This is a genomic window from Streptomyces lydicamycinicus, from assembly GCF_000829715.2.
Classification (GTDB): domain Bacteria; phylum Actinomycetota; class Actinomycetes; order Streptomycetales; family Streptomycetaceae; genus Streptomyces; species Streptomyces lydicamycinicus.
The window spans coordinates 431140-451741 of sequence record NZ_BBNO01000002.1 but is presented as its reverse complement, the minus strand read 5'-3'; the positions used below and the strand labels follow the sequence as shown (position 1 = coordinate 451741).

The 20602-nt window shown below is 72.3% G+C and carries 18 protein-coding genes; 7 read left to right on the top strand and 11 right to left on the bottom strand.

Annotation, left to right across the window (positions count from 1 at the left end):
- Positions 1 to 215: 215 nt before the first annotated feature.
- Positions 216 to 1946 carry an SDR family oxidoreductase gene (locus tag TU31_RS07395; RefSeq protein ID WP_042150865.1) on the bottom strand — a complete coding sequence of 577 codons (1731 nt, stop codon included), beginning with the start codon at positions 1944 to 1946 and terminating at the stop codon, positions 216 to 218.
- A 188-nt stretch (positions 1947 to 2134) separates the two neighbouring features.
- On the bottom strand, positions 2135 to 3004 hold the full coding sequence (locus TU31_RS07390) for a M24 family metallopeptidase (protein WP_042150863.1): 870 nt from the start codon (positions 3002 to 3004) through the stop codon (positions 2135 to 2137).
- 207 nt (positions 3005 to 3211) lie between these two features.
- Here TU31_RS07390 and TU31_RS07385 point away from each other — a divergent pair, with 207 nt between their 5' ends.
- From TU31_RS07385 to TU31_RS07370, 4 genes are all read left to right on the top strand, one after another.
- On the top strand, positions 3212 to 4267 hold the full coding sequence (locus TU31_RS07385; protein ID WP_107070635.1) for an ABC transporter ATP-binding protein: 1056 nt from the start codon (positions 3212 to 3214) through the stop codon (positions 4265 to 4267).
- A gap of 4 nt (positions 4268 to 4271) precedes the next feature.
- The gene (locus TU31_RS07380) at positions 4272 to 5183 is read left to right on the top strand and encodes an ABC transporter permease subunit (RefSeq protein ID WP_042150859.1); all 912 of its coding nucleotides are present in this window, start codon (positions 4272 to 4274) and stop codon (positions 5181 to 5183) included.
- A 103-nt stretch (positions 5184 to 5286) separates the two neighbouring features.
- Positions 5287 to 6198, top strand: coding sequence for an ABC transporter ATP-binding protein (locus TU31_RS07375; RefSeq protein WP_042150856.1), 912 nt, complete (start codon positions 5287 to 5289; stop codon positions 6196 to 6198).
- Positions 6199 to 6277: 79 nt separating this feature from the next.
- Positions 6278 to 6997, top strand: a complete 720-nt coding sequence (locus TU31_RS07370; RefSeq protein ID WP_042151825.1) for an ABC transporter permease subunit — start codon at positions 6278 to 6280, stop codon at positions 6995 to 6997.
- Between the two features lie 62 nt (positions 6998 to 7059).
- On the opposite strand, the gene mltG is transcribed toward TU31_RS07370, so the two are convergent.
- From mltG to TU31_RS07345, 5 genes are all read right to left on the bottom strand, one after another.
- On the bottom strand, positions 7060 to 7860 hold the full coding sequence (gene mltG, locus TU31_RS07365; RefSeq protein ID WP_042150854.1) for an endolytic transglycosylase MltG: 801 nt from the start codon (positions 7858 to 7860) through the stop codon (positions 7060 to 7062).
- Between the two features lie 171 nt (positions 7861 to 8031).
- Entirely contained in the window at positions 8032 to 9303 is a 1272-nt protein-coding gene (locus tag TU31_RS07360; protein WP_042150853.1) for a CynX/NimT family MFS transporter, read from the bottom strand.
- A 131-nt stretch (positions 9304 to 9434) separates the two neighbouring features.
- Positions 9435 to 10145: a FadR/GntR family transcriptional regulator gene (locus tag TU31_RS07355; RefSeq protein ID WP_042150851.1), complete on the bottom strand. Its 711-nt coding sequence runs from the start codon at positions 10143 to 10145 to the stop codon at positions 9435 to 9437.
- Between the two features lie 310 nt (positions 10146 to 10455).
- Positions 10456 to 11859 (bottom strand): diaminopimelate decarboxylase, encoded by a 1404-nt coding sequence (gene lysA, locus TU31_RS07350; protein WP_042150849.1) that lies wholly within the window; start codon positions 11857 to 11859, stop codon positions 10456 to 10458.
- A 16-nt stretch (positions 11860 to 11875) separates the two neighbouring features.
- Complete coding sequence (locus TU31_RS07345) at positions 11876 to 12190, bottom strand: SAV_915 family protein (RefSeq protein ID WP_042150847.1); 315 nt, start codon at positions 12188 to 12190, stop codon at positions 11876 to 11878.
- Between the two features lie 461 nt (positions 12191 to 12651).
- Here TU31_RS07345 and TU31_RS07340 point away from each other — a divergent pair, with 461 nt between their 5' ends.
- Positions 12652 to 13572 carry a MerR family transcriptional regulator gene (locus tag TU31_RS07340; protein ID WP_042150845.1) on the top strand — a complete coding sequence of 307 codons (921 nt, stop codon included), beginning with the start codon at positions 12652 to 12654 and terminating at the stop codon, positions 13570 to 13572.
- A 165-nt stretch (positions 13573 to 13737) separates the two neighbouring features.
- Here the strand turns inward: TU31_RS07340 and TU31_RS07335 are convergent, their stop codons facing one another.
- A complete protein-coding gene (locus tag TU31_RS07335; protein WP_042150844.1) occupies positions 13738 to 14661 on the bottom strand; it encodes a LysR family transcriptional regulator in 924 nt (307 codons plus the stop codon).
- 166 nt (positions 14662 to 14827) lie between these two features.
- Positions 14828 to 16375, bottom strand: coding sequence for an MFS transporter (locus tag TU31_RS07330; protein WP_042150843.1), 1548 nt, complete (start codon positions 16373 to 16375; stop codon positions 14828 to 14830).
- Between the two features lie 183 nt (positions 16376 to 16558).
- On the opposite strand from TU31_RS07330, the gene TU31_RS07325 reads away from it, so the two are divergent.
- Together TU31_RS07325 and TU31_RS07320 are read left to right on the top strand one after the other, a co-directional pair.
- Positions 16559 to 17611 carry an Lrp/AsnC family transcriptional regulator gene (locus TU31_RS07325; protein ID WP_078885602.1) on the top strand — a complete coding sequence of 351 codons (1053 nt, stop codon included), beginning with the start codon at positions 16559 to 16561 and terminating at the stop codon, positions 17609 to 17611.
- Complete coding sequence (locus TU31_RS07320) at positions 17608 to 18354, top strand: rhomboid-like protein (protein WP_370682707.1); 747 nt, start codon at positions 17608 to 17610, stop codon at positions 18352 to 18354. The genes TU31_RS07325 and TU31_RS07320 overlap by 4 nt, the downstream gene beginning before the upstream one ends.
- On the opposite strand, the gene TU31_RS07315 is transcribed toward TU31_RS07320, so the two are convergent.
- A complete protein-coding gene (locus TU31_RS07315; protein ID WP_042150841.1) occupies positions 18342 to 19172 on the bottom strand; it encodes an HAD family hydrolase in 831 nt (276 codons plus the stop codon). The two genes, TU31_RS07320 and TU31_RS07315, sit on opposite strands and share 13 nt — an antisense overlap.
- Entirely contained in the window at positions 19169 to 20458 is a 1290-nt protein-coding gene (gene serS / locus TU31_RS07310) for a serine--tRNA ligase (RefSeq protein WP_042150839.1), read from the bottom strand. The genes TU31_RS07315 and serS overlap by 4 nt, the downstream gene beginning before the upstream one ends.
- Between the last annotated feature and the right edge of the window lie 144 nt (positions 20459 to 20602).

Sequence of the window (20602 nt, the reverse complement as noted above, 5' to 3'; positions counted from 1 at the left end):
GCCGAGCAGGCGACGACCGTGCGCAGTGTCCCTTCCTGCGAGGGATGGTACGGCCGCCCTCGCTACCGTCGGCTCTGCCACATCGAGCTCTCCCTCTGGGCCCGGGCCGGGCTGGGGCCGGGCTGGGGCCGGGGCTCCGGCCCCAGAGGCCAAGGGGCGGCGTGACGGCCAGACGGCCCCAGCGTCCGGAGCCCCCGCACGCACCCCGCCGCTTCCTACAGCCGCGGTGCGAAGCGGGCGACGGCGCGGAGGACGGGTGGAGCGAAGCGGGAGAGCAGATGGGCGCCGCGGGCTTCGACGGCGACCGGTACCACCGCCTGATTGCGTACGACCGCGCGGAGGATGGCGTCGGCGACCTTCTCCGGCGGGTAGTTGCGCAGGCCGTACAGCCGCGCGGCCCTGGCCTGGCGGCGCTTCTCCTCGTCGGGCGAGACGCCGGTGAAGCGGGCGGTGTTGGTGATACCGGTGTTGACCAGCCCGGGGCAGATGGCAGAGACACCGATGCCCTGATCTGCCAGCTCGGCGCGCAGACACTCGCTGAGCATCAGGACGGCCGCCTTGGAGGTGCTGTAGGCGGGCAGCGACTTCGACGGCAGGAAGGCGGCTGCCGAGGCGGTGTTGACGATATGGCCGCCCTGGCCGCGTTCCGCCATCCGCTTGCCGAAGATCCGGCAGCCGTGGATGACGCCCCACAGATTGACGTCCAGGACCTTCTTCCAGTCCTCGGTCCCGGTCTGGAGAAAGGAGCCGGCCAGGCCGATGCCGGCGTTGTTCACCAGCACATCGACGGTGCCGTACTCCGCGTGCACCTTGTCGGCGAGCTTCTCCATCGCCGCCTCGTCGGCGACATCGACGACCTCCGCCCAGGCCTGTGGTGCACCGATCAGCCGGGACATCTCGGCGGTCCGGGCCGCGCCCTCCGCGTCCCGGTCGACAGCGATGACCCGCGCGCCGGCCTCCGCGAAGGCGAACGCCGTAGCCCGGCCGATGCCGCCGGCCGCGCCGGTCACCAGCACCAGCTGTCCGCCGAACCGGTCGGCGTAGGCGCCGGACGCCACGACCTGCCGCGCCGGATCGCCGTCCTCCTTGGCGGTGATGAACTCGCCGATCCAGGAGACGAGCTGGTCGGGGCGGGTGCGGGGCACCCAGTGCTTGGCCGGGAGGGTGCGGCGTACCAGCTGCGGCGCCCACTGCTCCAGATCGTCGTACAGCCGCGGCGAGAGGAAGGCATCGCCGGTGGGGGTGATGAGCTGGACCGGGCAGTGCGCATAGGCGTCGGCGCGCGGGCGGCGGAGCCGGGGGAGCACATTGTCGCGGTAGAGCCAGGCGCCATGGGCCGCGTCGGTCGGCAGCGAAGCGGTCGGGTAGTCACCACCCGGCACCTTCTCCACCCGCTGGAGGATCTTCGGCCAGCGCTTGCCGAGTGGCCCCTTCCACGCCAGCTCGGGCAGCACGGGGGTGTGCAGCATGTAGACGTACCAGGATTTGGCGCTCTGATTGAGGAGTTGGGCGGCGCGCCGGGGGGTGGGGCGCACCGTCCGTTTCTTGATCCAGTGGCCGAAGTGGTCGAGGGACGGGCCCGACATGGAGGTGAAGGAGGCGATCCGGCCCTCCGTACGCCGTACCGTGGCGAACTCCCAGCCCTGCACCGAGCCCCAGTCATGACCGACCAGATGGAGCGGGCGGTCGGGGCTGACGGCGTCGGCGACGGCCAGGAAGTCGTCCGTCAGCTTCTCCAGGGTGAAGCCGCCGCGGAGTGGCTGCGGGGCGGTGGACCGGCCGCAGCCCCGGACGTCGTAGAGCACCACATGGAACCGGTCGGCCAGACCACGGGCGACCTCGGACCACACCTCTTTGCTGTCCGGGTAGCCGTGCACCAGCAGCACCGTGGGCTGCGCCGGATCGCCCAGCTCGGCGACGCACAGCTCGATGCCACCGGTCCGCACCCAGCGCTCCCGCGCCCCGGCGAGCCCCGTAGCGACCCCGGCCCCGGCCCCAGCCGAAGCCCCGGCCCCAGCCCCGGACGCCGCCCCGGATCCCGGCCGCTGGCCCCGCCCCGGGCCCCGCCCGTTCCCCGGACCCCGGCCGTCGCCTATCCCCCGGCCGTTTCCCCTTCCCCGTCCACGTCCCGTGTTCACGCGGCCTTCTCCTCCTGCCGGCGCCGCACATGCGGCAGATCGTCGTCCAGCCAAAAAGCGCTTTCCTGTGGGTCCTTGGAGTCCGTGACGACCAGGATCTCCTCGAACTTCGCGCCCGTTCCCCGGAACCCGAGGTGGGGTTCGACCGCCCACAGTCCGGGCTGCGGCGGGTGGTCGGAGAAGCGGTACGGGCTCCACAGCGGGGACCAGCCGTCGCGGTGGCCGTGCAGTGCGTCGGAGGCCAGGCCCCTGAGGGACTGGGTGCCGAACCCGAAGAGCGTGGGGGACCAGCGGCGTTGCCGGACCCGGTCGACCTTGTGCGCGATGACGCCGAAGGGGTAGGCGCGGTGACGGTTGGCGTACCCCTGCCGCACCATCAGCCGGTCGACGTCCGCGTAGATCTCCCGCAGTGGGCGCCGTTCGCGCACCTCGCGCAGGATCAGCTCCCGGTGTGCTTCGAGGTCGGCGAGCAGCCGGTCGTGCACGGGATTGAGGCCCAGACAGCCGGAGTAGCCGATGTCGGCCGTATAGCCGTTGTGGATGGGGGCCAGGTCGAGGATGAACGCCATTCCGGGCTCCAGCTCACGCCGGGTGGGGAAGAACTGGAGCGGCACCCGGAAGTTGACGAAGGCGGTGCGGTCGCCGAACCAGGCGAAGGGCAGATGGAACCAGTCCCGTACGCCGCGCTCGCGCAGCCACTCGCGCTGCATCCGCGCCGCGGCGCGCTCGGTCACCCCGGGCTTGAGCTGGGCGGCCACCGCTTCCGCGCAGGCATAGGCGAGCCGCTGGACCTCTCTGAACCCCCTTAGCCCGGCGGTGAGTTCTCCGGCTGCTCCTGGTGGGGTCGCTGAGGTGACTGAGGCCATCGCCAACCGTCCGTCCGTGAGACGTCCATCGCGGTACGTGCCCGTAACTTGTCACTGATGAATGTGACAATGACTGACGGCTGCGTCAAGAGGCGCGCACACATGCACCGGCAGCCCTGAGGCCGGGGCAGCTCACAGCAGGAGACCCCTACGGGCACGTAATACCGCAGGGGGATGCGCATCCCATCGTTTGGGTTGACGACCGGTGTGGCGGGTGCCACTACCGTCGATGACGTGACTGTGATCGTGACCGAAAGCCTGAGCAAGCGGTTCCCGCGGGTGACCGCCTTGGACCGGCTCTCCGTTGACATCGCCCCCGGCGTAACGGGCCTGGTGGGTGCCAACGGTGCCGGAAAGTCCACCCTGATCAAGATCCTCCTCGGGCTGGCCCCGGCGACCGAAGGGACGGCGCATGTCCTCGGCCTGGACGTGACCACGGACGGCGGCGCCATCCGTGAGCGGGTCGGCTACATGCCCGAGCACGACTGCCTGCCGCCGGATGTCTCGGCCACGGAATTCGTCGTGCACATGGCCCGGATGTCCGGGCTGCCGCCGACCGCCGCCCGCGAGCGCACCGCGGACACCCTGCGCCATGTCGGCCTCTACGAGGAGCGCTACCGCCCCATCGGCGGCTACTCGACCGGCATGAAGCAGCGGGTGAAACTGGCCCAGGCGCTGGTCCACGACCCGCAGCTGGTGTTCCTCGACGAGCCCACCAACGGCCTCGACCCGGCCGGGCGGGACGAGATGCTCGGCCTGATCCGGCGCGTTCACAGCGACTTCGGGATCTCCGTCCTGGTGACCTCCCACCTCCTCGGTGAGCTGGAGCGCACCTGTGACCATGTCGTCGTCATCGACGGCGGCAAACTCCTGCGGTCCTCCTCCACCGATGAGTTCACGCAGGTCACCGCTTCGCTGGCGGTCGAGGTCACGGACACCGACACCCATCCGGACGGCACCGAGGCGCTGCGTGCGGCCCTGACCGCGGCCGGCGCCGCGGTGACCACCCGCGCGGCCGGCTCCGAGGGCCTCGCCGCCTCCGGCCACCTCCTGTATGTCGAGGCGGCCGGCGAGGAGACGTACGACCTGGTGCGGGACACCGTCGCCGGACTCGGGCTCGGCCTGATCCGGATGGAACAGCGCCGCCACCAGATCGCCGAGGTCTTCCGCGACGCGGAAGCGGCGCAGGCCGCCACCGCCACCGCAGGCGCCCCGGGCGCCCCGTATGCCACCCAGGACGGAGGCGCCCACGATGTCGCCTGAGCCCATGACGTCCGCCCACCCGGCGTCCCCCTCCGGCGCACCGGGCGGCGCCTATATCCACAACATCGGCTACCGCCACTACGACGGCCCCCGCCTGGGCCGCGCCTACGCCCGCCGGTCGCTCTTCGCACAGAGCCTGCGCGGCGCCTACGGTCTGGGCCGCTCGCCCAAGAGCAAGGTGTTGCCGCTGCTGCTCCTCGTCGCGATGTGCCTGCCCGCCACGATCATGGTGGCGGTGGCGGTGTACACCAAGGCCCACGCCCTCCCGGTCGGCTACTCCCGCTACGCCATCTACCTCCAGGTCGTCATCGGCCTCTATCTGGCAGCCCAGGCCCCGCAGTCGGTCTCCCGCGACCTGCGGTTCAAGTCGATACCGCTGTATTTCTCCCGGCCCATCGAGCGGGTCGACTATGTGGCCTCGAAGTTCGCGGCCATGGCCGCCGCCCTGTTCATCCTCACCGGCGCACCGCTGCTGATCCTCTACGTCGGGGCGCTGCTGGCGAAGCTGGACTTCCTCGACCAGACCAAGGGCCTGGCGCAAGGGCTGGTGACCGTGGTGCTGCTCTCGCTGCTGTTCGCAGGGATCGGCCTGGTCGTCTCCGCGGTCACCCCGCGCCGCGGCTTCGGTGTCGCCGCCGTGATCGCCGTCCTCACCATTCCGTACGGCGCGGTGAGCGCGGTCCAGGGCATCGCCTTCGTCCAGGGCAATGAGTCCGCCGTCGGCTGGCTGGGGCTGTTCTCCCCCATCACGCTGATCGACGGGGTGCAGTCGACATTCCTCGGCGGCAGCAGCTCCTTCCCCAACGGCCTGGCCCCGACCACCGGCGCGGGTGTCGTCTATCTCCTCGTGACGCTGGCCGTCATCGTCGGCTGCTACGCCCTCCTGATGCGCCGCTACCGAAAGGCCGGCCTGTGACCTCCCACCCGTCACCCACCACCGCCCTTCCCAGGGATGGGCTGCGCCCCCGCGCCTTCTGTCTGTCGCCCGCCACCACCCTCCGAAGGAATGGGCCGCGCCCATGACGACTCTGTACATCGACCATGTCTCCCGCTGGTTCGGCAATGTCGTTGCCGTCAACGACATCACCATGACCATCGGCCCCGGCGTGACCGGCCTGCTCGGCCCCAACGGCGCCGGCAAGTCCACCCTCATCAACATGATGGGCGGCTTCCTCGCGCCCTCCAACGGCTCCGTCACCCTCGACGGGACGACGATCTGGCGCAACGCCGGCATCTACCGCCACATCGGCATCGTCCCGGAGCGCGAGGCGATGTACGACTTCCTCACGGGGCGCGAATTCGTGCTCGCCAACGCCGAGTTGCACGGCCTCGGCCGGACCGAGGCGGCCAGGGCGCTGGCCACCGTCGAGATGGAGTACGCCCAGGACCGCAAGATCGCGACGTACAGCAAGGGCATGCGGCAGCGGGTGAAGATGGCTTCCGCGCTGGTCCACGACCCGTCGGTGCTGCTGCTGGACGAGCCGTTCAACGGTATGGACCCTCGCCAGCGGATGCAGCTGATGGAGCTGCTGCGGCGGATGGGCGACGAGGGCCGTACGGTCCTGTTCTCCTCGCACATCCTCGAAGAGGTCGAGCAACTCGCCACGCACATCGAGGTGGTGGTGGCCGGGCGGCATGCCGCGTCCGGAGACTTCCGCAAGATCCGCCGGCTGATGACGGACCGCCCGCACCGCTATCTCGTCCGGTCCGACAACGACCGGGCGCTGGCCGGCGCGCTGATCGCCGACCCCTCGACGGCCGGCATCGAGGTGGACCTCACCGAAGGCGCGCTGCGCATCCAGGCGATCGACTTCGGCCGGTTCACCGAACTCCTGCCGCGGGTCGCCCGCGACCACGGCATCCGCCTTCTGACGGTCTCGCCCTCCGACGAGTCGCTGGAATCCGTCTTCTCCTACCTCGTAGCGGCCTGAGGCCTGAAAGGAGCCCTGACGCATGTCCACGACCACTCCGGCGGCCCGAACCGCGCCCCCCGGCGCACCCAAGGTCTCGCTGTTCCACCCGACCGTCGCCCGGCTCACCTACCGCGCCCTGCTCGGCCGGCGGCGGGCCCTGATCCTCTTCGTGCTACCCGCCCTGCTGGTGCTGCTCGCGGTGGCCGTCCGCGTGCTGACCGGCGCCGACGATGCCACCGCCGGCGGCATCCTGGGCGGCTTCGCGCTGGGCACGATGGTGCCGCTGATCGGCGTCATCGCCGGTACGGGCGCGATCGGCCCGGAGATCGACGACGGCTCGGTGGTCTATCTCCTGGCCAAGCCGGTGCCCCGGCCGACGATCATCTTCACCAAACTCCTGGTCGCGATAGGCGTCACGGTCGCCTTCTCCGCCCTCCCCGTCCTGCTCGCCGGCTTCCTGCTCAACGGCAACAGCCAGCAGATGGCCGTGGGGTACGCGGTGGCGGCGGCCGTCGCCTCGGTCGCCTACAGCGCCCTCTTCCTGCTCTTCGGCACGATCACCCGGCATGCCGTCGTGTTCGGTCTGGTCTATGCCCTGATCTGGGAGGCGTTCGTGGGGACGCTCATCCCGGGCGCGAAGACCCTCAGCGTCCAGCAGTGGGCGTTGGCGGTCGGCCAGAAGGCGGCCGCGGACGGTGCACTCACCTCCGACGTTCAACTGCCGCTCGCCCTCTGCCTGCTGGTGGGGCTCACGGGCGTCGCCACCTGGTATGCCGGCCGTCGTCTGAAGGCGCTCACCTTGGCGGGCGAGGAGTAAGGACGCCCGGGGGACGGGGCGGCCCTTGAGCCCCGCCCCCGCCACTCCCGGCGCTTTTACTGCTACCGGCGCCCCGCCGCCGCTTCGTTGAACTCCCGCACGTTGCGCAGATGCTTCTGGTAGTCGGCGGTGAAGCGGGTGTCGCCCGGTTTGACGGTGACGAAGTAGAGCCAGTCGCCGGCGGGCGGCGCGCCGGCCGCCTTCAGCGCGTCCGCACCGGGATTGTCGATCGGAGTCGGCGGCAGGCCCGGGTAGCGGTAGGTGTTGTACGGGCTCTTGGTCCTGGTGTCGGCGTGGCTGGTGTGGAGCGTGCTGCGGCCCAGCGCGTAGTTGATCGTCGAGTCCATCTGTAGCGGCATATGGTGCGCGAGCCGGTTGTCGATGACCCGGGCGACCTTGCCCATATCGGCCGGCCGGTCCGCCTCGGCCTGCACGATGCTGGCGATGAGGACCGTCCGGTAGGAGCTGATGCCGTCGGCGGCGAGGCGCTCTTTGGCGGTTTTGACCATGTAGGTGAGCAGCGACGCCGGGGTGGTGTCCGAGCTGATCGGATAGGTCGCCGGGAAGAGGTAGCCCTCCGGGTTGCCCTTCGCCTCGGCCGGGAGCGGCAGATGCGTGCGCTTGGCGGCCTTCGCGGTGGACCCGGCGGGCAGGTGCAGGGCCTTGTCGGCGGCGGCGTAGATCTGGGTGGCCCGCTGCCCTTCCGGGACGGTCAGCGTCCGTTCGGGCTGCCCGCGCAGCAACCGCGGCAGCAGCAGAACGGCCAGCACGGCCAGGACACACAGCAGGGCAACAAGAAGGAGCCGGCCGGTGCGGGGGAGCCGCGGTCCGGGCCGGCGAACGGTGTGCGGAACATCGCTCATGGGGAGCACGGTAGGCGACAGCGCCGTACGCGAGGGCGGCCGCCGCCGGATCGTTGCCCACCGCGAAGATCCTTCACCACCTCGCCATGCCCCCGCCACCTGCGACGTTGCCGTGCCACCCGCCGTAGGCCCACGCCCGGCGGGTGGCACGGCACACGCTCACCCCGCCCCTCAGCCGATCCGGCGATCCCGTCCCGCGCCCAGGCCCAGCAGGGCCAGGCCGGCGCAGACGGTGAGGAGCAGGACGAGGGGGACGGTCCAGCCGTTGGTGGCCTGGTGGACGGCGCCGAGGGCCAGGGGGCCGGCGGCGGCCAGGAGGTAGCCGCCGGTCTGGGCCATGCCGGAGAGGCGGGCGGCGGTGTGGGCGTCGCCCGAGCGCAGGACCATCATCGTCAGGGCCAGGCCCAGCGCGCCGCCCTGCCCGATGCCGAGGAGGGCGGCCCACAGCCAGGCCCCGGCCACCGGTGCCACCAGCAGCCCCGTGACGCCGCAGGCCATCAGCGCGGACACCGCCACCCCCAGCAGCCGCTGCTGCCGCATCCGTCCCGCCAGCATCGGCACCACGAACGAACCGACCATCTGCACCAGCGTGCTGAAGGCGAAGACCAGACCCGCCTCGCCCTTGCCCATGCCGTGATCGGTGAAGATCGTCGGCATCCAGGCGATGCTCACATACGCGATCAGCGACTGCGAGCCCATGAACAGCGTGACCTGCCAGGCCAGCGGGGAGCGGCTCAGCCGCGGCCCGTCCTCGGCGAGGTGCACGGGGGTGGCCGCGGCCGTGCCATGGCGGGTCCCGCGGCGGGTCATCAGCGTCTGCGGGATCCAGACGACCGCGGCGACGGCGGCCAGCAGCGCCCAGGAGACCAGTGCGCCCTGCCAGCTGCCGAGCGCGTTCTCCATCGGCACCGCGGAGGCGGCGGAGACGGTCGCACCCAGGATCATCGCGGTCGAGTACAGCGCCGTCATGCCCGCGGCCCGCTCCGGGAAGTCCCGCTTGATCAGGCCCGGCATCAGCACATTCAGCAGGGCTATGGAGCCGCCGACCACCGCACACCCGGCGAACAGCGCGACCACCGGCGGAGCGATCCGCAGCACGATGCCGCCGCACAGCGCCACCAGCGCCCCGCAGAGCGCCGTCTCGGTCCCCCAGCGCCGCGCCAGTTTCGGCGCGACGATCGAGCCGAGGCCCATGAAGATCAGCGGGATGGTCGTCACCAGGCTGCTGGCGGTCGCGGTCAGACGGTAGTGCGCGCCGATCTCGCCGAGCAGCGGTGAGACCCCGGCCAGCGCCGTACGCATATTGAGCGCGGCAAGCACGATCCCGGCCATGACCAGCACCGGGTGGGCCCGCAGCCGGCGGCGGGCCGTGGCGACCGGCGGTGCCGGGACCAGATCCTCCTCGGCGTCGATCAAGGGTGCTTCGGACCGGGGCCCTGCCATACGCGCATACCTCGTCAGGTGTCGGGATCGGGATGGTGATCGGGAAGAAGGAAGAAGGAAGAGGGAACTAGAAGGGTGGTGTGGGGGAGGGAGGAAAGGGCCGGGGCCGAGGGAGGGGGAAGGGGGCGGCTTCAGTGGTCGGCCAGCAGGGCTTCCACGGCCCGCTTCGGCTTGTCCAGCAGGGCGCGGGTCGCGTGCTCCGCCGCTTCCGGGTCGCCGGCCGCGATGGCGTCCAGGACCGCGCGGTGATCGCCGTGCACGATCCTCGGCATCGCCCGGTCGTCGAGCGCGCTGACCAGGGCCTCCCGTACCGAGCTGCTGAACCAGCCGTAGGTCGCCGTCAGCGCCGTGTTGTGCGCGGCTTCGACGACGGCCCTGTGGAAGGCGACGTCATGATCGGCGTAGAGCTCCAGACTTCCCGAGTCGGGCTCTCCGTCCGTGTCCGCCAGTTCGGCCACGGCGTCCAGGGCGGCCCGCATCCGGTCCAGATCGTCGGGCCGGTGGCGCAGCGCGGCCAGCCGGGCGGCCTCCGCCTCCAGCGCGATCCGCAGCTCCAGTACGTCGCGGATACCGGCCCGCTGGATGCCGCGCATGATGTCGCCCGGGTCCGTGGTGGAGACGACGAAGGTGCCCTCCCCCTGGCGTGAACGCAGCATCCCGGCGTGGACGAGGACCCGCACCGCCTCGCGAACGGTGTTCCGGCCGACCTGGAGCTGCTCGGCGAGCGCATGCTCGGTGGGGATCCGGGACCCCACCTGCCACTCCCCGGCCGTCAGCTGGGACCGCAGGGCGTCGACGACGGTATCCACCAGGGACTGCCGTCCCGCTGCCTGAAGTGCCACGTCGATCCCGTCCGCGCCGATGAACCAGTAGGTGCCGTAGGACCAGTAGGGGCCCTTAAGGACCCGTAGGGCTCGTAGGCCCCCTAGGGACCCTAGGAACCCGGACTGTCGGTGCGGCCCCGTCCCCGGCCAGTTGCCCAGTCATCCTACAACTGATCGATTCATCGTACACGGACATGGGTACGGGCATGGCCACGGACACGGGGACGGGGCGGGGACGCGGGGACGGGCAAGGGCGCGGCCCCGTGGCTCGCCCCCGCCCCCGCCCCTCACCCCGCCAGCGACCCTCGACAGCGCCCCCGCCCCACCCTCACACCCCGATATCGCGCTCCTGGATGTCCGCGAGGGATTCGCGCCGTACGAGAAGGCGGGCATGTCCTCCCGTGACGGCGACGACCGGTGGGCGGCCGACGAGGTTGTAGCCGGAGGCCATGGAGAGGTGGTACGCGCCGGCGACGGGGACGGCCAGGATGTCGCCGGGGCGGATGTCGCCGGGGAGCTGGGCATCGGGGGCGAGGACATCGCCGGCCTCGCAGTGCCGCCCGACGACGGTGACGGGTTCCGGCGCGGCCGCCGAGGCGCGGCCGACCAGCCGTGGCGCGTAGCGCACCCCGTACAGCGCGGGCCGCGGGTTGTCGCTCATCCCGCCGTCCACCGCGACGAAGGTGTGGTCGCCGGTCCGTTTGACGGACAGCACCCGGTAGAGGACGACCCCGGCCGGGCCCGCGATGGCGCGGCCCGGTTCGACGGCGAGCCGGGGCACCGGCAGCCCGGCCGCCGCGCAGCCGCGGGCCAGTTCGGCGCGGATCTTGGTGCCGAGGGTGCCGGGGTCGAGCGCGGGCTCGCCGGGGCGATAGGCGACGCCATGGCCACCGCCGAGGTCCAGTTCGGGCAGCGTGCTGCCGTGGTGCTCCCGGATGCGGGCCAGCAGGCCGATCAGCCGTCGTACCGCCGACAGATAGGGCTTGACGGTGGTGATCTGCGAGCCCAAGTGGCAGTGCAGTCCCGTCAGTTCGAGGCGTGGCTGGCTGAGCACCCGGGCGATGGCGTGCTGCGCGGAGCCGTCGGCGATCGACAGGCCGAACTTCTGGTCGTCGGTCCCGGTACGGATCTTGGCGTGGCCGCCGGCGGCGATCCCCGGCACGACCCGGATCAGTACCTTCTGGCGGCTGCCCGCCGGGACCGCGGCGGCCAGCCGGGCGATCTCCGAGGTGCTGTCGATGACGATCCGGCCGACGCCCAGCCGCAGGGCGGCCCGCAGGTCGGCCGGGCTCTTGGCGTTGCCGTGCAGCACGATCCGCTCGGGCGGAAAGCCGGTGGTGACGGCCAGTTCCAGCTCGCCGGCGGAGCAGACGTCCAGTCCCAGGCCCTCCTCCTGCACCCAGTGCACCATCGCGCGGCACAGGAAGGCCTTGGCCGCGTAGTAGACGTCGGCGTCAGGGAAAGCCCGTAGGTAGGCGCGGCAGCGGTGGCGCACTTCGTCCTCGTCCAGGACGTAGGCGGGGGTGCCGAAGCGGTCGGCCAGCTCGGTGAGCGGGACGCCGCCGACGGCGAGGTCGTCATGGCCGACCGGCGCCGTGGAAGCGGGCCAGATGGACCGCGGCTCGCTGCCGGACGGGGGCCGGGCGGCGGTGCGGGGCGGGGGCGTCACGGCGGTGGCCGGTGGCGGGGGTCCGGCCTCGTGGCCGGCCGGCGGCAGAGTGCTGTGACTCATCGCGGTCCCCCCTCCCTCAGGCGGCCCGTAGGTGACGGCCACGGGGTACGTCGGGGACGTATCGGGGATCGACGGTCAGGGCCATCGCCCCGACGGGTTCGGCCAGCGCCCGCAGCGCGGGCTCGGCGAGCCTGATCCAGGGCTGGCCGCCGCCGAGGGCCGCGGCCAGCCGCTGGGGCGAGGTGAAGGCGACGGCGGTACGGCCGCCGAGCGGAGTGCGGAACAGGCGGGCCGTGCAGCCCGCGGGGCCCGACCGGACGGGGACGAACAGCGGCCCGGCCGGGACGCGATCGGCAGGCTCGGGATCTTCCGCGTACAGGTGGTGGGACACGGCGTTGCTCCTCGGACGGAACTCGGCCCCGGACCGGTGGAAAACGCATACGCCGGGGCTCGGCTCTGACGCTATGCCCGGTGAACCGGACACTCCGCCGGTCGCTGACGCGTCATTGACGGGTTGCGGCCGCTACTTGACGCGATGCTGCCGCCCGGTGGCCGATTGTGCGGCGGCGGTGACTCCGGGCATCCGGTATCCGGCTCCGGGTTTCGGCGCCCGGCTCCGGCTTCCATCCGTCAGGCACCTAAGGGACAGCCCTTGGCATCCGGCATCCGGCATCCGGCATCCGTCACGGGCCGGGCAGTCACGGGCCGGGCCGGCACAGGACGGGACCCGCTCGCCGCCCGCCCGGTCCCTCGTCCGCCCGCCCGATGGCCCCCGTCCGCCACCCGGTCCATCGTCCGTGGACCGCCACGCTTGACCTTGACACTGTGGAAAGCACTCCACTGGAAGGCGTCATGTTCACCATCGGAGACTTCGCCCAGTACGGCCGGGTGTCGGCCCGCATGCTGCGCCACTACGACGCGATCGGACTGCTGCGCCCGGCCCGTACCGACCCCGTCAGCGGCTACCGCTTCTACGAGGCGGCCCAGCTCGCCCGGCTCAACCGCATCATCGCGCTCAAGGACCTCGGATTCAGCCTCCAGCAGGTGGGGGCGATCCTGGCCGAGGAGGTGAGCGTGCCGGAACTGCGCGGCATGCTGCGGCTGCGGCAGGCGGAGCTGGAGGCGGCGCGGACGGCGGCGGACGCGCGGCTGGCGCAGGTCGAGGCGAGGCTCCGGACGATCGAGAGTGAGGGACGCATGTCTGCCGACGATGTGGTGGTCAAGCGCACCGGAACGGTACTGCTCGCCGAGCTGAGCGGGACCGCCGCCAGTTACGGGCCGGAGGACATCGGCCCGGTGATCACGCCGCTCTACGCCGAGCTGTGCCGGCTGCTGGAGACGGCGGGGGTGACGCCGGCGGGGCCGGGGCTGGCGTACTACGAGGACGTACCGGAGCCGAGCGGGGGGAGCAGGCGGCCGGCTGAGGGGAGCGACGGAAAGGACGCCATCGTCGTGCACGCGGGGATGGTGATCACCGAGGAGGCGCTGGCGAAGGCGGGTGCGACGGTCGGCGATGCCTCCGGCCGCCCCGGGACCCCCGCCGCCACCGGCCTCGGCTTCGACGTCGTCACCCTCCCCGGCCTGGACGGTGCCGCCACGGTGGTGCACCGCGGCCCGATGAGCCGGATTCTGCCGACCGCCCAGAATCTTGCGCACTGGATCGATGCCAACGGCTATCGCTCCGCCGGGTACGCCCGCGAGCTGTATCTGGAGTGCCCGCCGGACCAGGAGAAGTGGGTCACGGAGATCCAGGAGCCGGTGGTCAGGGCCTGAGGCGGCAGCGGAGTCCCGGCCGGAAACCGGACCGGGAGCCAGGCCGGAAACGGGACCAGGGGCCAGGCCGGAAACCGGTCCGGCCCCCGGCATGACCCCGGCCCGGACCTCACGGCGGGACGCCGGCCCGGAGCTCAAGGCGTGCCCGCCACGCCCCCACCACCCTCAGCCCGTCATCTGTCCGCCCACTGCCGCCCCGCCCAGACCCGCGGTGACCGTCTCCGCGAAGGCCACCGCCGCCGGGCTCAGCGCTGCCCACCGGCGGACCGCCCAGCCGGTGGCCAGTGGGGGCAGGTCGGCGATCGGGATCAGCCGCAGGGCCGGCCGGGCGGTGGCCTGGAGGCCGGGCAGCCGGGGAACGACCGCGTGGCCGACACCGAGTTCGGCCAGCAGCAGGGCGGTGTCCCAGTCGGCGACGCTGGTGGTGCTCGGCGGCGGCACGGGGCCGGTGTCCTGGTGGCCGAGGTGGCCGTCGAGGCGCATACGGGAGGTGGAGTTCTCCGGCAGCCTTATGTGCCGGATGCCGGCCAGCTCGCCGGGCTCGATGCACGTCCGGTCGGCGAGCGGGTCGTCGGCGGGTACGGCGAGCACCCACGGCAGGCGGACCACCGGGTGCTGCTCGATACCGCGTACCGGTGGGCCGATGGTGATCCAGGCCAGTTCGGAGCTGCCGTCCGCGACCGCCTCGAAGCAGCGGCGGCTGGAACTCTCGGTCCGGAACTCCAGGTTGACGTGCGGATGGCGGGCGCGGAAGGTGACCACCGCGTCGGCCATGAAGTGCCGCACGGTCGTGGCGCCGGTGGTCACGCGGACCGTGCCGCCGTCGCCCGCGCGCAGATCGGCCAGCCGGCGCAGCGCCACATCCAGCCCGCTGAGGCCGTCCGCGGCCGCGCGGTGCAGGATCCGGCCCGCCTGGGTCGGTGCCACACCGCGCGGCCGGCGTTCCAACAGGCCGATGCCCGCCGCCCGTTCGACGCGCTTGATGCGCTGGCTGACGGCCGATTGCGTACAGCCGAGATCGCGGGCGACGGCGCTGAGATTGCCCGCCTCGCACACGGCCACGAAAGCGCGCAGGTCATCGAGGGTCACTGGCACACGGTAACGCCAACCCAAGCTATTGCTAAGGGATGTGAAAGGGGATCAGAGGATTGACTTGGGTGTGAGGACGCGGCGAAGATCGTCACAGGGCCCAGGGCGGCAACCCGGAACCGCGTACGGCCGTACGGTTCCGGGTGCCGACCCGTATACCCGGCGATTACTCCGAGCGGCCCCGTGGCGCCCCTGACGCGACCCCGAGCCGGCCCCGATCCGCCCCGGCCCGGTCCCGCCGCCCGCCCGTCCCCGGCCGGTGACCCCGCACGACGGTCAGCACCAGCACCCCGCCCGCCGACGCCACCACCCCCGAGATCAGCAGGATGTCGGTCAGCCCGGCGACATGGGCGGCTGCCACGGCCGCCCGGGAGGCCCCGGGCCGGACGCCGTGCAGCGCATCGGCGAAGACGGTGCCGAGGGCCGCGATGCCCAGGGCGTAGCCCAGCTGCCGGAAGGTGTTCACGGCACCGCTCGCCATCCCCGCCCGCTGCGGGGGCGCCGCGCCGAGTGCCGCCGAGACCAGGACCGGCATCGCCGCCCCGATGCCCAGTCCGCTCACCGCGAGGCCGGGGACCAGTGCCGCCCAGCCGGCCCCGTCGTCCAGCAGCGCGTACTCCAGCAGTACCCCGGCGCCCACCAGCAACAGGCCGATACCGACCGGGAGGTGGGGCGCCACCCGCTGTAGTGGACGGCCGCCCAGCACACCGACCAGCAGGGACATCAGCGCCATCGGCGTCACCGCCAGGCCCGCCCGTACGGGGCTCAGGCCGAGGATGTTCTGCACCCACAGCCCCACGAAGGTGAGATACGGGAAGGCCGCGGCCTGGAGCAGCAGCGCCGCCGCCATCAGGGCCGCGAACGACGGGCGGCGCAGCAGCCCCAGGTCCAGCAGCGGCCGGTGCACCCGCCGTTCGACGACGAGGAACACCAGCAGTGCGAGCGCCGCGCCGCCGAGCGCGGCGAGCGTCCCGGACTCCGTCCAGCCCTGCTCGCCGCCGCGCATCAGCCCGTACGTCAGCGCGCCCGTGCAGGCCGTGAAGGACGCGGCGCCCGGCCAGTCGATCCGGGCGGTGGGGTCGCCGTGCGACTCGGGCACCCGGCGCACCGTGAGCCACACCGCGACGGCGGTCAGCGGCAGATTGACCAGGAAGATGGCCCGCCAGTCCACATACTCGGTGAGCAGGCCGCCCAGTACGGGGCCGATCGCGGCCGCGGCGCCGCTCGTGCCGCCCCAGACGCCGAACGCCACGCCCCGGTCCCGGCCCTGATAGGCGGCCATCAGCAGTGGGGTGTTGGTGGCGAACATCGCCGCCGCGCCCACCCCCTGCACGGCACGGGCCGCGACCAGAACGCCCGCGTCCGGGGCCAGCCCGCAGACCAGCGAGGCGAGCGCGAACAGCGTCAGCCCGGCGACGTACAGCCGCCGCCGCCCGTAGAGGTCCGCGGCCGAGCCCGCCACCATCAGGAGCGCGGCCAGCGCCAGCGCATAGATGTCCATCACCCACTGGAGCGAGGTGAAGGTGGCGCCCAGGCCGTCGGCTATCCGGGGCAGCGCGGTGTTCACGATCGTCACATCGACCAGCAGCAGGAAATTGCCCAAGGTGACGGCGGCCAGGGGCCACCACTTCCCGGCCGGTCCCCTGCTCGGTTCCCCGCCCGCGTCCGGCGCCCGGCCGCCCGCTGCGGTCCCCCGCTCGGGTGCGCTCCGCATGGTCTTTCCTCCGTTCGTATCAGCCGGTACCGGCGCGCCCGGCGCCGCTCGAAGGTCCGGCCCGGCCCGCCGGTTCACCGGCCGGTGTCCCGTATTGCCGACGCCACGGTGCGGTCGGCCCCGCCCGCGCTCCCAGCCATCGCGCGCCCGGCGGCGCAATCCGACACGGGTTAGCCTCGAACGGTGAAATCCGACGGGAAGTCCGAGGCGGCGGACCGGGGGAGCGGCGCCGGTGCGGTTCCCGGCGGCCGCACCGGTTTCGACGAACTCGATCACCGGCTGATCCATGCGCTTCAGCTCGACGGCCGGGCGCCGTTCAGCCGGATCGCCGCCGTGCTCGGGGTCTCCGACCAGACCGTCGCCCGGCGCTACACCCGGCACCGCACCCACGGCGCGCTCAAGGTGCTGGGGCTGCCCGGCGCGCAGGCGCTGGGCGAGGTGCAGTGGCTGGTGCGGGTCCAGTGCACACCGGACGCCGCGGTCGCCGTCGCCGAGGCGCTGGCCCGCCGCCCGGACACCTCCTGGGTCAGCCTGATGTCCGGCGGCACCGAGATCACCGCGATGTGCCGGGCGGCGAACCGTGACCACAGCGATGTGCTGCTGCTCCAGAAGCTGCCCCGCACCCCGAGCGTCATCGGGGTGACCGCACACTGTCAGCTGCACCAGTTCTTCGGCGGCCCCCAGGGCCTGATCAACAAGTCCGGTGCGCTGACCGACGAGCAGATCGCCCGGCTGAGCCCACCGCCGCCGGACCCGGCCGCCGCCCCCGTCACGCTCACCGACGCCGACCGCCGGCTCTTCGACGCCCTCGCCCGGGACGGCCGCGCCCCTCTGGCCGAACTCGCCACCGCCACCGGCTGGTCGCCCACCACGGTCCGCCGCCGCTTCACGGAACTGCGGGCCACCGGCGCCCTGTATTACGACGTCGACTACGACCTGGGGCAGTTCGGGTACGGCGTGATGGTGGCCCTCTGGCTGTCCGTCGAGCCCGCCCGGCTCGCCGCCGCCGGCGAGGCGATGGCGGCCCATCCGGAAGTCGGCTACGCCTGTGCCACCACCGGCCCGCACAACCTCTTCGCCTCGGTCCTCTGCCGCGACGTCGGCGCCGTCTACACCTATCTGACGACCCGGGTGGCGGCGCTGCCCGGCGTACGGGCGATGGAGAGCGCGCCCCGCATCCGGCACCTCAAGGGGCCGGGACCGCTGTTCTCCGCCGCCCCGGGGCGCCGCCGGTGAGGCCGCCGGACGAGCCGCCGCCGGGCGGCCGTCGCCCGCCCGCTGTCAACCCCCTGACCTGGGCGAAGGACTGGGTACGCAGCAGCCCCGGCACCCATATCTGGCTGCTGGTCATCGGCATCACCAGCCTGGTCATCGCCGCCGCCTCCGAGGGGCTGGGGCAGTTCCTGGTCCACCGCACCAGCAGCAATATCCACGAGCTGAACGAGCATCCGCTGCCGTCGCTGCTCATCAGCGGCTTCTGGATCGAGCGTCCCGAGTCATTTCTGCTCTACGCGGTGATGTTCGAGCTGCTGCACGCCAATGTGGAGCGCTGGACGGGGACCACGCGCTGGCTGCTGACCGTCGGTGGCGCGCATATCGCCGCCACCCTCGCCAGCCAGGAACTGGTCCTGCTGGCCATCGAGGGGCACCGGCTGCCGCGGTCGATGACCCATGTCGTGGACATCGGGGTCTCGTACGGGCTGGCGGCGGCCGCCGGGGTGCTGACGTACCGGCTGCGGCCGCCCTGGCGTTACGGCTACCTCGCCGGGGTGCTGGTCTTCTTCGGCATTCCGCTGCTGACCGGCGCGACCTTCACCGACTTCGGCCATGCCATCGCGCTGGTCATGGGCTTCGCGGCCTGGCCCCTGACCCCGGCGGCGGCTGCCGGGGAGCTGCCGCCGGAGGACGGGACGGGCCCCGCGGACCGGGCCGCCGGGCCGCCGCCGGAGCAGCGGCCGGAAAGTCCTCAGGAGAGGTAGAGCCGCTCCAGCACCACCGCGACGCCGTCCTCCTCGTGGGAGGCGGTGAACTCGTCCGCGACGGCCTTCAGTTCGTCATGGGCGTTGGCCATCGCCACCCCGTGCGCGGCCCAGCCGAACATCGGGATGTCGTTGGGCATATCACCGAAGGCGATGGTGTCCTTGGCGGTGAGGCCCAGCCGGCGGGCGGCCAGCGACAGTCCGGTGGCCTTCGACAGGCCCAGCGGCAGCAGTTCGACGATGCCCTCGCCGGCCACCGTCACCCCGACCAGATCCCCGGCGACCTGACGCGCGGCCAGGGCCAGCGCATCGTCGTCCAGGGTCGGGTGCTGGATGTAGACCTTGTTGATCGGGGCCGCCCACAGGTCGCCCGGGTCGTCCATGAGGACGTTGGGCAGCGGGCCTTCCTGGACGCGGTAGCCGGGGCCGACCAGTACCTCGCCCGCCAGGCCGTCCCGGCTCGCCGCCAGATACAGCGGGCCGACCTCGGCCTCGATCTTGGCCAGCGCGAGACCGGCGAGCTGGCGGTCGAGCGTCACCGACGTCAGCAGCCGGTGCTCCCCGGCGTGGTAGACCTGACCGCCCTGTCCGCACACCGCGAGGCCCTGGTAGTCCAGGGCGTCGAGGATGTGCCGGGTCCAGGGGACGGCCCGGCCGGTGACGACGATGTGGGCCGCGCCCGCCGCGGTGGCCGCGGCGAGCGCCCGGCGGGTGCGCTCGGAGACGGTCTCGTCGGCGCGCAGCAGCGTCCCGTCGAGGTCGGTCGCGATGAGCTTGTACGGCAGCGGGGCGCCCGCGGCCGGAGCGGGTGCGCTCACTTGGCGACGGGCTCCAGGATCTCCCGGCCGCCCAGGTAGGGGCGGAGCACCTCGGGGACGCGCACGGAGCCGTCCGCCTGCTGGTGGTTCTCGAAGAGCGCCACGATGGTGCGCGGGATGGCGCAGAGCGTGCCGTTCAGCGTCGCCAGCGGCGAGACCTTCTGCTTGCCGTCGACGTTCTCCCGCATCCGGACCGAGAGGCGGCGCGCCTGGAACTCGTCGCAGTTCGACGCCGAGGTCAGCTCGCGGTACTTGCCCTGGGTGGGGATCCACGCTTCGCAGTCGAACTTGCGGGAGGCGGAGGCGCCGAGGTCACCGGTGGCGACATCGATGACCTGGAACGGCAGCTCCAGACCGGTCAGCCACTGCTTCTCCCAGTCCAGCAGCCGCTGGTGCTCGGCCTGGGCGTCCTCCGGCGCGACGTAGGAGAACATCTCGACCTTGTCGAACTGGTGGACCCGGAAGATGCCGCGGGTGTCCTTGCCGTAGGTGCCGGCCTCGCGGCGGAAGCACGGCGAGAATCCGGCGTAGCGCAGCGGCAGCTTGGCGGCGTCCACGATCTCGTCCATGTGGTACGCGGCGAGCGGGACCTCGGAGGTGCCGACCAGGTAGTAGTCGTCCTTCTCCAGGTGGTAGACGTTCTCCGCGGCCTGGCCGAGGAAGCCGGTGCCCTCCATGGCGCGCGGGCGCACCAGGGCGGGGGTCAGCATCGGCGTGAAACCGGCCGCGGTGGCCTGCGCGATGGCGGCGTTGACCAGCGCGAGCTCCAGCAGCGCGCCGACGCCCGTGAGGTAGTAGAAGCGGGAGCCGGAGACCTTGGCGCCGCGCTCGACGTCGATGGCGCCGAGCAGCTCGCCGATCTCCAGGTGGTCCTTGGGCTCGAAGCCCTCGGCGGTGAAGTCACGGATCGTGCCGTGCGTCTCCAGGACGCGGAAGTCCTCCTCGCCGCCGACCGGAACGTCGGGGTGGACGAGGTTGCCGAGCTTCCGCAGCAGCGCCTGCGTCTCTTCCTTGGCCTCGTCCTGGGCGGCGTCGGCGGCCTTGACGGCGGCGGACAGCTCAGCGGCCTTCTTCAGCAGCTCGGCCTTCTCGTCGCCGGCGGCCTTGGGGATGAGCTTGCCGAGCGACTTCTGCTCGGCACGCAGCTCGTCGAAGCGGACGCTGGACGACCTGCGCCGCTCGTCGGCGGAGAGAAGCGCGTCGACGAGCTCGACGTCCTCTCCACGGGCGCGCTGGGACGCGCGCACACGGTCGGGGTCCTCACGGAGCAGGCGAAGGTCAATCACCCCCCCAGGCTACCGGGGCCACGCCCCGCCACTCGACGCCATATTCCCCAGCATCCCAATTTGTCCGTTTTGGGGTTGTTTATTCCCTTAGGGGTGGGGCGTGAAAGGCGGTGTGGAATTCCCGTGCATTCCGTGTCGCGGGGG